The sequence below is a fragment of the Georgenia sp. 311 genome (assembly GCF_006151955.1).
GTDB lineage: Bacteria > Actinomycetota > Actinomycetes > Actinomycetales > Actinomycetaceae > Oceanitalea > Oceanitalea wutianyii.
The window spans coordinates 41129-53439 of the sequence record NZ_VDFS01000063.1; the positions used below are offsets into that span (position 1 = coordinate 41129).

At 74.8% G+C, this 12311-nt stretch carries 10 protein-coding genes; all 10 read right to left on the reverse strand.

Going from position 1 to position 12311, the window contains the following annotated elements:
- On the reverse strand, positions 1-1204 hold a 1204-nt coding region (gene ftsZ / locus FHE66_RS13855), incomplete at its 3' end, for a cell division protein FtsZ (RefSeq protein ID WP_139073659.1).
- A gap of 220 nt (positions 1205-1424) precedes the next feature.
- Entirely contained in the window at positions 1425-2351 is a 927-nt protein-coding gene (locus tag FHE66_RS13860; protein WP_139073562.1) for a cell division protein FtsQ/DivIB, read from the reverse strand.
- Positions 2348-3709 carry a UDP-N-acetylmuramate--L-alanine ligase gene (gene murC / locus FHE66_RS13865; protein WP_139073563.1) on the reverse strand — a complete coding sequence of 454 codons (1362 nt, stop codon included), beginning with the start codon at positions 3707-3709 and terminating at the stop codon, positions 2348-2350. Before murC ends, FHE66_RS13860 begins: the two co-directional genes overlap by 4 nt.
- Positions 3706-4821 carry an undecaprenyldiphospho-muramoylpentapeptide beta-N-acetylglucosaminyltransferase gene (gene murG, locus FHE66_RS13870; RefSeq protein WP_255303753.1) on the reverse strand — a complete coding sequence of 372 codons (1116 nt, stop codon included), beginning with the start codon at positions 4819-4821 and terminating at the stop codon, positions 3706-3708. The genes murC and murG overlap by 4 nt, the downstream gene beginning before the upstream one ends.
- Entirely contained in the window at positions 4814-6085 is a 1272-nt protein-coding gene (ftsW, locus tag FHE66_RS13875) for a putative lipid II flippase FtsW (protein ID WP_369692769.1), read from the reverse strand. Before ftsW ends, murG begins: the two co-directional genes overlap by 8 nt.
- On the reverse strand, positions 6082-7539 hold the full coding sequence (gene murD / locus FHE66_RS13880; protein ID WP_139073564.1) for a UDP-N-acetylmuramoyl-L-alanine--D-glutamate ligase: 1458 nt from the start codon (positions 7537-7539) through the stop codon (positions 6082-6084). The genes ftsW and murD overlap by 4 nt, the downstream gene beginning before the upstream one ends.
- Complete coding sequence (gene mraY, locus FHE66_RS13885) at positions 7536-8630, reverse strand: phospho-N-acetylmuramoyl-pentapeptide-transferase (protein WP_139073565.1); 1095 nt, start codon at positions 8628-8630, stop codon at positions 7536-7538. The genes murD and mraY overlap by 4 nt, the downstream gene beginning before the upstream one ends.
- Positions 8624-10027, reverse strand: coding sequence for a UDP-N-acetylmuramoyl-tripeptide--D-alanyl-D-alanine ligase (murF, locus tag FHE66_RS13890; RefSeq protein WP_176554789.1), 1404 nt, complete (start codon positions 10025-10027; stop codon positions 8624-8626). The genes mraY and murF overlap by 7 nt, the downstream gene beginning before the upstream one ends.
- 61 nt (positions 10028-10088) lie before the next feature.
- Complete coding sequence (locus FHE66_RS13895; RefSeq protein WP_139073567.1) at positions 10089-11840, reverse strand: penicillin-binding protein 2; 1752 nt, start codon at positions 11838-11840, stop codon at positions 10089-10091.
- Positions 11837-12220 carry a hypothetical protein gene (locus FHE66_RS13900; RefSeq protein WP_139073568.1) on the reverse strand — a complete coding sequence of 128 codons (384 nt, stop codon included), beginning with the start codon at positions 12218-12220 and terminating at the stop codon, positions 11837-11839. The genes FHE66_RS13895 and FHE66_RS13900 overlap by 4 nt, the downstream gene beginning before the upstream one ends.
- Between the last annotated feature and the right edge of the window lie 91 nt (positions 12221-12311).

Below are 12311 nucleotides of genomic sequence, written 5' to 3' on the forward strand. Positions count from 1 at the left end.
AGTCGGGGATGTCGAGGTCCTCCTCGCGACGACCGCGGACCGGCTCCTCGTCGAAGACGCGCGGCACCTCGAGCGGCCGGCGCTGCTCGCCCTCGCGACCCGCGTAGACCGGCTCGGGCTCCGGGGCCCGCTCGGGGCTGGCAGCCACGACGGGGCTCGGCGCGACGACCGGCTCGGGAGTGCTCGGGGCGCTGTCGAGGGCGACGGGCGCCTCGGCCGCACGACGGCGCGCGGGAGGCATCGCGACGGGCTTGGCCGTGGGCTCGTCGAACCCGGCGGCGATGACGGTGACGCGCACCTCGTCGCCGAGGGCGTCGTCGATGACGTTTCCGAAGATGATGTTGGCCTCGGGGTGCGCGGCCTCCTGGACGAGGCGGGCGGCCTCGTGGATCTCGAAGAGGCCGAGGTCGCTGCCACCCTGGATGGAGAGCAGGACGCCGTAGGCGCCGTCGATGCTCGCCTCGAGGAGCGGGGAGGAGATCGCCAGCTCGGCGGCCTGGACCGCGCGGTCCTCACCACGGGCCGAGCCGATGCCCATGAGGGCGCTGCCCGCGCCCTGCATGACGGACTTGACGTCGGCGAAGTCGAGGTTGATGAGACCGGGGGTGGTGATGAGGTCGGTGATCCCCTGGACACCCGACAGGAGCACCTGGTCGGCGCTCTTGAAGGCGTCGAGGACCGAGACGTTGCGGTCGGAGATCGACAGCAGACGGTCGTTGGGGATGACGATGAGGGTGTCGACCTCGTCGCGCAGCGCCTCGATGCCGGACTCTGCCTGGGTGGAGCGGCGCCGACCCTCGAAGGTGAAGGGGCGGGTGACCACGCCGATGGTGAGCGCGCCGAGCGAACGGGCGATCCGGGCGACGACGGGCGCGCCGCCGGTGCCGGTGCCGCCGCCCTCGCCGGCGGTCACGAAGACCATGTCGGCCCCGCGCAGGACCTCCTCGATCTCCTCCGCGTGGTCCTCGGCGGCCTTCTTGCCCACCTCGGGGTCCGCGCCGGCCCCGAGCCCGCGCGTGAGCTCACGGCCCACGTCGAGCTTGACGTCGGCGTCGCTCATGAGGAGCGCCTGGGCGTCGGTGTTGACGGCGATGAACTCCACGCCCTTCAACCCGACCTCGATCATCCGGTTGACGGCGTTGACACCGCCACCTCCGATGCCCACCACCTTGATCACTGCTAGGTAGTTCTGCGGTGCCGCCACGTCGGCCCCCTCACTTGAGTCTGCTGCTGGTCCACACGGCCTAACCCTCAATCTCTACCTCAGGGTTAGACTTATGTCATTCTCTGGCACCCGAACGCTAGGGGCCGACGAGGGCACCGGCAACGACCTCGGCAGGTGTGTCGCACGCGCCTGTGCGGTGTCCCCCGTCACCCCTGCACCGCCGCACCCCCTCCCGCCGAGCGCCGGATCGTGCGCAGGGTCAGTCGGAGAGGGTCGGGGAGCGCGGGACGGTGACGTCGTAGACCGCGGCCGGGCGCTCCCGCACGACGGCGAGGACGGCGGCCTTGAGCTCGGACTCGGCCACGTCGCCCCACAGCACCCGGGCGCCGTCGGTGAGCTCGAGGGTGATCGACGCGGGGTTCGTCGCCCCGGCGGTCGCGACCTCCGCCCGCAGCTCCGCGGGCAGCTGGGCGAGGACCGCGAGCACGGCCTCGAGGGTCTGGCCTGCCCGCTCGCCGGACAGCGGCACGGTGACGCGCGGCAGCCCTTCGGGCGGCTCGGCGACGGAGCCCACGACGACGCCGTCGACGTCGAGCAGGACGAGCCCTTCCTCGGCCGTCGCCGCGGCGACCGGCACGCGGGCGGTGACCTGCACGGACAGTCCGCGCGGCCAGGAGCGGCTGACGTCCACCGAGCGCACGGTGGTGATCGCGCCGACCTGCTCGGTGAGGCCGGCGGTGTCGAGCCGGGTGAGCGGGACGCCCTCGTGCCGCATGACGACGTCCATCACCGCCTCGACGGGGACGGTCGTCCCCTCCCCCGCCCCCGAGACGGTGACCTGCTCGACGTCGAGGGCGAGCAGCGGCGAGGCGAGCAGCGCCCAGGCGAGGGCGCCGACGGTGACGAGGACACCGACGGCGAGGAGCACCTTGCGCCACGCGAGCCGTCGCTGGGCGCGCGTGCGCTCGGCGAGGCGCTCGAGGAACCCCGGCCCGGCGGGCCGGCTGTCCTCGGGGCGCTGGCGCACCGGCAGCCAGCGCCGCGCGCGCTCGGTCGGCACCGGCTCACGGGCGGGCTGCTGCCGCGCGGCCGGCGGCGTCACGGTCGTCCGGCCGCGCTCCTCCTGGACCGGGACGTGCGGGGTGGGTCCGGGGCGCGGCAGGCGCGGCTGGGCGGGCGGCCTCACGCCCGCTCCTCCAGCAGGCGCACGATGCGCGGTCCGAGCTCGGTGACGTCCCCGGCGCCCATCGTGAGGAGCAGGTCTCCGGGGCGGGCGAGACCGGCGACGACGGCCGCGGCCTCCTCCCGGTCGGCCACGTAGCGCCCGGCAGCGGTGCGCCGCGTGATGAGGGAGCCGTCGACGCCCTCGACCGGGTCCTCGCGGGCGGCGTAGACGTCGGTGACGACGACCTCGTCCGCGAGCGAGAGCGCGTCGGCGAACTCGGCGGCGAAGGCCACGGTCCGGGAGTACAGGTGCGGCTGGAAGAGCACGAGGACGCGTCCGTCACCGGCGGCCAGGCGGGCGGCGGTGAGCGTGGCGGCGACCTCCGTCGGGTGGTGGGCGTAGTCGTCGACGACCCGCACGCCGGCGGCGCTCCCCCGGTCCTCGAAGCGGCGACCGGTGCCGCGGAAGGAGCCGAGGGCGGCGGCGAGGGCGTGGGGGTCGGCGCCGAGGGCGACGCCCGCGCACCACGCACCGGTCGCGTTGCGCACGTTGTGCTCCCCGGTGGCGGCGAGCTCGAGCGGCACCGGGCCCTGCGGCGTGCTCAGCACCGCGCTCGCCCCGGCCGCGCCGAGGGCGAGGTCGGTGACCCGCACGTGGCCCTCCCCCACGCCCGGCGCCGCGCCGGTGCCGTAGGTGAGGACCCGGGTCCCGGTGGCGCGCCGGGCCAGGCGCAGCGCGCCGGCGTCGTCGGCGCACACGACGAGCACACCCGTCACGCGCCCGGCGAAGTCGACGAAGGCCTGCTCGAAGGCCTCGCGCGAGCCGTAGTGGTCGAGGTGGTCGGGCTCGACGTTGGTGACGACGGCGACGGCGGGACGGTAGTTGAGGAAGGAGCCGTCGGACTCGTCGGCCTCGGCGACGAACGCCCGACCCCGCCCGAGGTGCGCCCCGCTGCCGAGCCCGGCGACCTGGCCGCCGATCGCCCAGCTCGGGTCGGCGCCGACCCCGGAGAGCGCGACGGCGAGCATCGCCGACGTCGTCGTCTTGCCGTGGGCTCCCGCGACCGCGACGAAGTCCTGGCCCTCGGCAGCGACGACGAGCGCCTGGGAGCGGTGGATCACCGGCAGGCCGAGCTCACGCGCCCGGACGAGCTCGGGGTTGTCGGGCCGCACCGCCGTGGAGACGACGACGGTCGCGTCCGGGGGCACGTGCGCGGCGTCGTGCCCGACGTAGGCCGTGATGCCGGCGGCGCGCAGCCGCTCGAGCGTCGCGCTCGGGCGGGCGTCGGACCCGCTGACCTGGAGCCCACGGGCGGCGAGGAGCTCGGCGACGGGCGCCATGCCCGCCCCGCCGATGCCGATGAGGTGGTAGCGCGTCATCGTCCCTCCCGGGCCGCCGAGATCACGAGGTCGGCCAGGCGTGCGGCGCCGTCGCGGACACCTGCCCCGGCGGCGGCGCGACCCATCGCGGCGAGCCCGTCGCGGTCGGCGAGCAGCTCGAGGAGCGGGCCGGTGATGTAGCCGGCGGTGAGGTCCGCGTCGTCGACGAGCCGGCCCCCGCCCGCGGCGACGACGTCGGCGGCGTTGCGCCGCTGCTCGCCGTTGCCGATCGGCAGGGGGACGTAGACAGCGCCGATCCCGAGCGCGGCGAGCTCGCTCACCGTGCCCGCGCCCGAGCGGGCCAGGACGAGGTCGGCGGCCGCGTAGGCGCTGGCCATGTCGTCGAGGTAGGGCAGCACGTGGTAGCCGTGCAGGCCTGCGGTCGCGGCGCGGACCGGCTCGTCCTTGCCCTGGCCGGTGAGGTGGAGGACCTGCACGCCGGCGGCGTCGAGCGCGGCGGCGCCGGCGGACACGGCGTCGTTGATCCGCTGCGCGCCGAGCGAGCCGCCGGTGACGAGCAGCGTCGTGGCGTCGGGGTCCAGGCCGAGGGCAGCGGCGCCCGCCCGGCGGCGGGCGGCGGCGTCGGCCGCGCGCTCGGCGACGAGCTCGGCGATGGGCGCGCGCAGCGGCAGCCCGGTGAGCGTGGCGTGGGGCAACGGGGTGCCGGGGAAGGTGACGGCGACGTGGCGCGCCCAGCGGGCGCCGAGCCGGTTGGCCAGGCCCGGCCGGGCGTTCTGCTCGTGGACGACGATCGGCACCCCGAGCCGGCGGGCGGCGAGGTAGGCGGGCGTGGCGACGTACCCGCCGAAGCCGACGACGACCTCGGCGCGGCTCTCCTCGACGGCCGCGGCGGCGCGGCGGACGGCGTCACGCAGGCGCCCGGGAAGGCGCAGGAGGTCCGGGGAGGGCCGGCGCGGCAGCGGGGCACGGGGGACGACGCGCAGGGGCAGGCCGGCCGCGGGCACGAGACGTGACTCCAGGCCCTCGGCCGTGCCGAGCACGGTGAGCGCGGCACCCTCGGGACGGGCCGCGAGCTCGGCGGCGGTGGCGAGGAGGGGGTTGACGTGACCGGCGGTGCCCCCGCCGGCGAGCAGGACGCGCAGCTCAGCCACGACCGCGACCCCCCACCACGGCGAGGGACCGGCGCACCGCACCGCGCCGCGCGCGCAGTCCGGCGGCGGCGCCCGGCTCGTCGCGGGCGAAGGCGAGGACGACGCCCATGGCGAGCAGGGTCGCGATGAGCGCGGAGCCGCCGGCGGAGACGAGTGGCAGCGGCACACCGATGACCGGCAGGAGCCCGATGACGACCCCGATGTTGATGAGCGCCTGGCCCAGGATCCACGCGGCGATGGCCCCGGTGGTGATCTTGACGAACGGGTCGGGGTGGCGGCGCACGATGCGGAGCAGCCCCAGGGCGAGGACGGTGAACAGGCCGAGGACGAGGAGGGTGCCGAGCAGCCCGAGCTCCTCACCGATGATGGCGAAGATGAAGTCGTTGTGCGCCTCGGGCAGGTAGGCCCACTTCTCCCGGGAGGCGCCCAGCCCCACCCCGGAGATGCCGCCGGTACCCAGGCCGTAGAGACCGTGGAGGGTCTGGTAGCACGCGCCCGACTCGTCGCAGTCGCCGCCGAAGACGGCCATGACGCGCTGGATCCGGTTGGGCGAGGCGATGACGAGGAAGGAGACGACGGCGGCGCCGGCGACGGCCGCGATCCCGAACCAGCGCATCGGCACGCCGGCGACGAACATCGCCCCGGCGACGACCGCGGCGACGACGAGCGCCGTGCCGAGGTCACGCCCGACGAGGACGAGGCCGATCGCCACGGCGGCGACGACGAGCCCCGGGACGAGGACGTGCTGCCACCGGTGGAGCAGGTGGGCCTTGCGTGCCAGGACGAGGCCGAGCCACACGGCGAGGGCGAGCTTGAGGAACTCCGAGGGCTGGACGGTCTGCCCGGTGCCCGGGATGAGGATCCAGTTCGTGTTGCCCTTCGCGCCGCGCGCGAGCGGGGTGAAGATCAGCGCCTGGAGGAGCAGGCCGACGCCGAGCGCGGGCCAGGCGAGCTTGCGGTACCAGGCGACGGGGACGCGGCTGGCGACGACCATGAGCGGCAGCCCGATGAGCGCGAACGTCGCCTGGTTGAGGAAGTGGCCCCACGGGCTGCCGGTCTCCCGGATCGAGGTGATCGAGGAGGCCGACAGGACCATGACGACGCCGATGGCGAGCAGCAGGAGGACCGCCCCGCCGACGAGGTAGTAGCTGAGCACGGCCGGGCCGCGCACGGCGGAGGTCTCACGCGCGCCGGTCCGCATCGCCCCGCGCCCGGCCCCCGGGGCGAGGGCACGCGCGGCGCGTGCCGGCTGGACCGCCGTCATCCCGGCTCCCCCGGCAGCGCGCGGACCGCCGCGGCGAAGGCGTCCCCCCGGGCGCCGTAGTCGGTGAACTGGTCCATCGACGCGCACGCCGGGGCGAGCAGCACGGTGTCACCCGGGCGGGCGAGCCGGGCGGCTGCGGCGACGGCAAGAGGCATCACGCCCTCAGTGTCACCAGCCTCCACCTCGGTGACCGGCACATCCGGTGCGTGTCGTGCAAGTGCCGCGCGCAGCGGGGCCCGGTCCACGCCGATGAGCACGACGGCGCGCAGCCGGTCGGCGACGCCGCGGACGAGCTCGTCGAAGGTCGCACCCTTGGCCAGGCCCCCGGCCACCCACACCCCGCGCCCGGGCGGCAGCGCGCCGAGGCTGGCGCGGGCGGCGTGGGCGTTGGTGGCCTTGGAGTCGTCGACCCAGGTGACGCCGTCGCGCGTGGCGACGGTCTCGATCCGGTGCCGCCCCCCGGTGAAGGAGCGCAGCCCGGCGGCCACGGCGGCGGGCTCCACGCCTCGTGCGCGGGCGAGCGCGGCGGCGGCCAGGGCGTCGGCGAGGACGTGACGGGGCACCTCTCCGCCGTCGGCCGGGGCCAGGTGGGCGAGGTCGGCGAGCGTCGCGAGCGGCACCGCGTGCGTCTGGCGGCGCCGGTCGAAGGCGCGGTCGCACAGGACGTCCTCGACGAGGCCGAGCTCCCCGACGGCGGGGGCACCCAGCCGGGTGCCCACGGCCCGCGCCCCCTCGGCGACGTCGGCCTCCTCGACCATGGCCCGGGTCACGTCGTCGGTGTAGACGCACGCGACGCGGGTGCGGGCGTAGACCCGTGCCTTGTCCTCGCGGTAGGCGGCGAACGACCCGTGCCAGTCGATGTGGTCGGGGGCGAGGTTGAGGCAGACGGAGGCGAGCGGCGCGACGCTGTGGGTGAGGTGGAGCTGGAAGCTCGACAGCTCGACGGCGAGCGCGTCGGCCCGGCCCTCGGCGACGACCCGCACGACCGGCGTGCCGACGTTGCCGACGGCCGGGGCGTGCAGCCCCGCCGCGGTGAGGATCGAGGAGAGCATGCCGACCGTCGTCGTCTTGCCGTTGGTGCCGGTGATGGTGAGCCAGTCGGGACCGGGACCCGGCGCGGCCTGCTGCACCTGCCAGGCGAGCTCGACCTCGCTCCAGCACGGCAGACCGCTCGCGGCGGCCCGGGTGAGGAGCGGGGAGGTCGCGGGGACGCCCGGGGAGACCACGGCGAGGTCGGCGCCGCGGCCCAGGACGAGGTCGGCGAGCGTCTCGTCGTCCGGCGCGGCGGTGAGCCGGGCGGCCGGGCCGAGCTCGGCCCGGGCGGCCTCGACGGACGCCTCGCTGCGGTCCACCCCCTCGACGTGGGCGCCGAGGGTGGTGAGCACCTCCGCGGCCGCCCGGCCGGACGTGCCGAGCCCGACGACGACGACGCGCGCACCCGCCAGCGTGGTCATGCCACGGTCACCCACTCGGCGTAGAAGAGGCCGAGGCCGAGGGCGACGCAGAGTGCGGCGATGAGCCAGAAGCGGATGACGATCGTCACCTCGCCCCAGCCCTTGAGCTCGAAGTGGTGGTGGAGCGGGGCCATGCGGAACACCCGTCTCCCGGTCGCCTTGAAGAAGCCGATCTGGATGACGTCGCTCATGACGATGATGACGAACAGGCCGCCGATGACGATGGCGAGGAACTGGGTGTGGGTGAGGATCGACAGGCCGGCGATGGCGCCACCGAGGGCGAGGGAGCCGGTGTCGCCCATGAAGATCTGGGCCGGTGAGGCGTTCCACCACAGGAACCCGAGGCAGGCGCCGATGAGCGCGGCCCCGATGAGCGAGAGGTCGCGCGGGTCGCGCACCTCGTAGCACGCGGACCAGGCCGAGCTCGGGTCGGCCAGGAACTGGCAGTTCTGGTTCGCCTGCCACATGGCGATGACCGTGTAGGCGGCGAAGACCATCGCCGAGGCGCCGGTCGCCAGGCCGTCGAGGCCGTCGGTGAGGTTGACGGCGTTGGACCAGGCGGTGATGAGGAAGTTCGCCCACAGGATGAAGAGGATGAGCCCGAGCACGGCCCCGGCGAAGGCGAGGTCGATGCCGGTGTCACGCACCACCGAGACGTGCGTCGACGCGGGGGTGCGGAAGTTCTCGTTGGGGAACTGCAGGGCGAGGACGGCGAAGGTGACGCCGACGAACGCCTGGCCGACGATCTTCCACCGGGCGCGCAGCCCGAGGGAGCGCTGGCGGCTGATCTTGATGTAGTCGTCGGCGAAGCCGATGGCGCCGAGCCCGACGATGAGGAAGAGGAGGAGCAGGCCGGAGGCGTTCGGCGGACGGCCCGCGGTGAGGTTGGCGACCGCGTAGCCGACGACGGTCGCGAGGATGATGACGACCCCGCCCATGGTCGGCGTGCCGCGCTTGGTGTAGTGCGCGGTGGGGCCGTCCTGGCGGATGAACTGGCCGTAGTTCTTCTTCACGAGGAAGCGGATGAACAGCGGCGTGCCGAACAGGGCGATGACGAGGGCCGTGGCCCCGGCGACGAGGATCGTCACCACTGGGCACCACCTCCCGGCTCCCCGACGAGGCGCTCGGCCAGGCGCCACACGCCCGAGCCGTTGGAGCCCTTGAGCAGGACGAGGTCACCGGCGCGCAGCAGCCCGTCGAGCAGCTCGGCGGCGGCCCCGACGTCGGCGGGGGTGTGGACCTCGACGCCGGTGCCCGCGCCGCGGCGCACCTGCTCCCCGGTGACACCGGGGGCGACGAGGACGTCGATGCCGAGCGCGGCGGCGAGGCGTCCGACGTCCTCGTGGGCGCGCTCGCTCTCCTCCCCCAGCTCGAGCATCCGCCCGAGGACGGCGACCCGCCGCTGGGCGGGCATCGCGACGGCGGCGCGCAGCGCGGCGGCCATCGAGTCGGGGTTGGCGTTGTAGGCGTCGTCCAGGACGACGACGCCGTCGGGCCGGTGGGTCACGGCCATGCGGTGGGCGCTCACCCGGTCCGCGCGGCTCAGGCCGCGGGCGACCGCCCCGGCGTCCAGGCCGAGGGCGAGCGCGGCGCCGGCGACGGCCAGGGCGTTGGACACCTGGTGCTCACCGTGCAGGGCGAGGCTCACCTCGTGGCGCGAGCGTGCCCCGGAGGAGTCGGTGTGGAGGACGAAGGAGGGGCGGGCCTGCTCGTCGAGGGTGACGTCGGTGGCCCGGACGTCGGCGTCCTCCCCGCGCCCGAAGAGGATGACGCGGCCGGGGGCCGCGGCGGCCATCGCCCGCACACGCGGGTCGTCGGCGTTGAGCACCGCGGTGCCCCCGTCCCGCAGGCCGGCGACGATCTCCGCCTTGGCGTGCGCGACGGCGTCGATGGTGCCGAACCCGCCCATGTGGGCGTGCCCGACGACGAGGACGACGGCGACGTCCAGCGGCGCGATCCGGGTGAGGTAGTCGATGTGGCCCGGGCCGCTCGCTCCCATCTCCAGGACGAGGTAGCGCGTCTCACGGGTGGCCGAGAGCACGGTGAGGGGCAGGCCGATCTCGTTGTTGAACGACTCGCGCGGCGCGACCGTGGGCCCGGCGTGCGCGAGCACCTGGGCGAGGACGTCCTTCGTCGTCGTCTTGCCGACCGAGCCGGTGAGCCCGACGACCTCGAGCGAGCCCTCGGCGCGCAGCCGGCGCAGCACCTCGCGGGCGAGCTCGCCCAGCGCCACGACGGAGTCGGTGACGAGGACGTGCGGACCCTCGACGGGCCGCTCGGCCACGACGACGACGGCGCCCGCCGCGAGCGCGGCGGCGGCGTGGTCGTGACCGTCGGTCCGCTCACCGCGGACGGCGACGAAGACGGAGCCTGGCTCGGCGAGCCGGGAGTCGGTGACGACACCGGAAGTGACGAGCTGCTGCGGGTCCACGCCCACCGCTCGCCCTCCGACGGCTTGGGCGAGCTGGGCGACGGTGAGCTGGATCATGGCTGCCCCCACCGGGCGCGCTGGTCTGAGGTCACGTTCCGACAATCTAGCCGCAGGGCGGTCACTGCGCCCGCAGCGGGAAGAGTGATGCAGGCGTCGTCGACGGCGGGATGCCGAGGTGCTGGAGGGTGAAGCCCGCGATCTCCTTGAAGGCCGGAGCCGCGATGATCGAGGACGGAACCTGGTGTCCCGGGTGGTAGACGACGATCCCGACGGCGAACTGCGGGTCGTCCGCGGGGGCCACGCCGACGAAGTTCGCGACGGTGCGCGTGAGGTTCCCCTCATCGTCGGGCACCTGGGCGGTACCGGTCTTGCCGGCGAGGCGGTAGCCGTCGAGCTGGCCGAGCACGCCGGTGCCCTCCTGGGAGACGACGCCCTCCATCATCGTCACCATCTGCGCGGCGGTCTCCTCGCTGACGACCTGCCGCCCCTCGGCGGCCTCGGCGGCGTGGAAGCGCCCGGAGGCGTCGGTCGTGCCGTCGACGAGCCGGGGCGGCAGGTAGACCCCGCCGTTGCCGAGGGCGGCGACGATCGCGGTGTTCTGCACGAGGTTGACGGCCAGGCCCTGGCCGAACATCGTCGTGTAGCGCTGGCGTCCGTCCCACGTGTCCGGGGAGCCGAGGATGCCGGGGGTCTCGCCGGGCAGCTCGATGCCGGTCCGCTCCCCCATCCCGAAGGCGCGCATGTACTCGTAGCGCTGCTCGTCGCTCAGCCGGTCACCGATCATCACCGTGCCGGTGTTGGAGGACGTGGCGAGGATGCCGGCGACCGTCATCTGCTCGGTGGCGTGCGGGTCGGCGTCGGAGAAGGTCTGCCCGGAGGGCGTCGTGTACCGGTCCGGGGTGGTGAAGGTCGTCGTCGGGGTGACGACGCCGGCGTCGAGGGCGGCGGCGAGGGTCGGCAGCTTGCCGGTGGAGCCGTTCTCGTAGGCGGCCTGGACGGCGCGCGAGCCCCGGTTCTCCGGCGGGGTGGCCTGGTAGTCGTTGGGGTCGACGGTGTCGGAGTCGGCGAGCGCGAGGATGCGCCCGGTCTCGATCTCCTGGACGACGAGCGCACCCCACTGGGCGGCGTACCGGTCGACCGTCGCGTCGATGACCTCCTGGGCCCGGAACTGGATGTCGCGGTCGATCGACGTGTGGAGGGTGTCGCCCGGCTGGGCGGGCGTCGTCTCGCGCAGGCCGGTGGGGATGGACTGCCCGGTGCGGCCCACCTCGACGACGCTGCTGCCGGGGACGCCGCGCAGGGCGTCCTCGAAGGTGAGCTCGAGCCCGGCGAGGCCCTCGCCGTCGCGTCCGACGTAGCCCAGGACGTTGCCGGCCGTCGTGCCGTTGGGGTAGATCCGCTCGGAGGTGAGCTCGGGCTCGATGCCGGGGATGCGCAGGGCGCTGATCTCCCGCCACTGCGCCGGGGTGAGCCCGCGGGCGATGTAGGCGAAGGTCGACTCGCCGACCATGTCCGCGCCCAGCTCGGCGGCGTCACGCCCGAGGATGGGGGCGAGCAGGGCGGCGGCGGCGACCGCCCCCTCCTTGTCCTCGCCGTCGATCTCCGCCTCGAAGTCACGCACGCGGATCTGGTTGACGCCGACGTTGTAACGCTGGACCGAGGTGGCGAGGACCTCGCCGTTCGCGTCGAGGATGTCCCCGCGCGGGCCCTGGAGGGTGGAGTGCCGCAGCCGGGTGTTGAGCGCGTCCTCGGCCAGCCGCGGTCCCTCGAGGGCCTGGACGTAGACGAGACGTCCGGCGAACACGATGACGATCGCGAGCAGGACGGTGAGGACGGCGTTGTGACGACGCGTGAGGGTGCGCGAGGTCACCCCTCCTCACCCCCGCCGAGGATCCGTCCCTCCCGGAGCACGATGAAGTCGACCCGTTCGGCCGGGACCATCCCCAGGGCCTCGGCGCGCTGCTTGAGCGACGCCGGCGACCCGGCCTCCTCGACCTGCTGGACGAGGGAGGCCTCGGTCTCCACCAGGCGGGTGAGGGTGTTCTGGGACTCGAAGATCGCGTAGGCGTCCACGGCCATGTGGGTGTTGATGACGAGTGCGGCGACGAGCGACCCGAGGAGGATCGTCGCGCACAGGGCGAGATAGGGCACCAGCGACCGCGCCGGGGCGGGGCTGCGCACGACCTGGAGTCGAGGGCGCCAGGACCGGCGCGGCTCGACGACGGCGGTGCGGGCGGGCATCGCACTCATGCGTCACTCCTTGATCCTGGTCGCATGTGGTCTGGGGTGGGGCGGGTCCGTTCGGCGGCGCGCAGCCGGACGGAGGTGGCGCGGGGGTTGG

Excerpts from the sequence above, each read along its gene's own strand:
- murD (WP_139073564.1), bottom strand. The coding sequence starts at position 7,539 with ATGACCACGCTGGCGGGTGCGCGCGTCGTCGTCGTCGGGCTCGGCACG.
- FHE66_RS13900 (WP_139073568.1), bottom strand. The coding sequence starts at position 12,220 with ATGAGTGCGATGCCCGCCCGCACCGCCGTCGTCGAGCCGCGCCGGTCC.
- murC (WP_139073563.1), bottom strand. The coding sequence starts at position 3,709 with ATGACGCGCTACCACCTCATCGGCATCGGCGGGGCGGGCATGGCGCCC.
- ftsW (WP_369692769.1), bottom strand. The coding sequence starts at position 6,085 with ATGACGGCGGTCCAGCCGGCACGCGCCGCGCGTGCCCTCGCCCCGGGG.
- murF (WP_176554789.1), bottom strand. The coding sequence starts at position 10,027 with ATGATCCAGCTCACCGTCGCCCAGCTCGCCCAAGCCGTCGGAGGGCGA.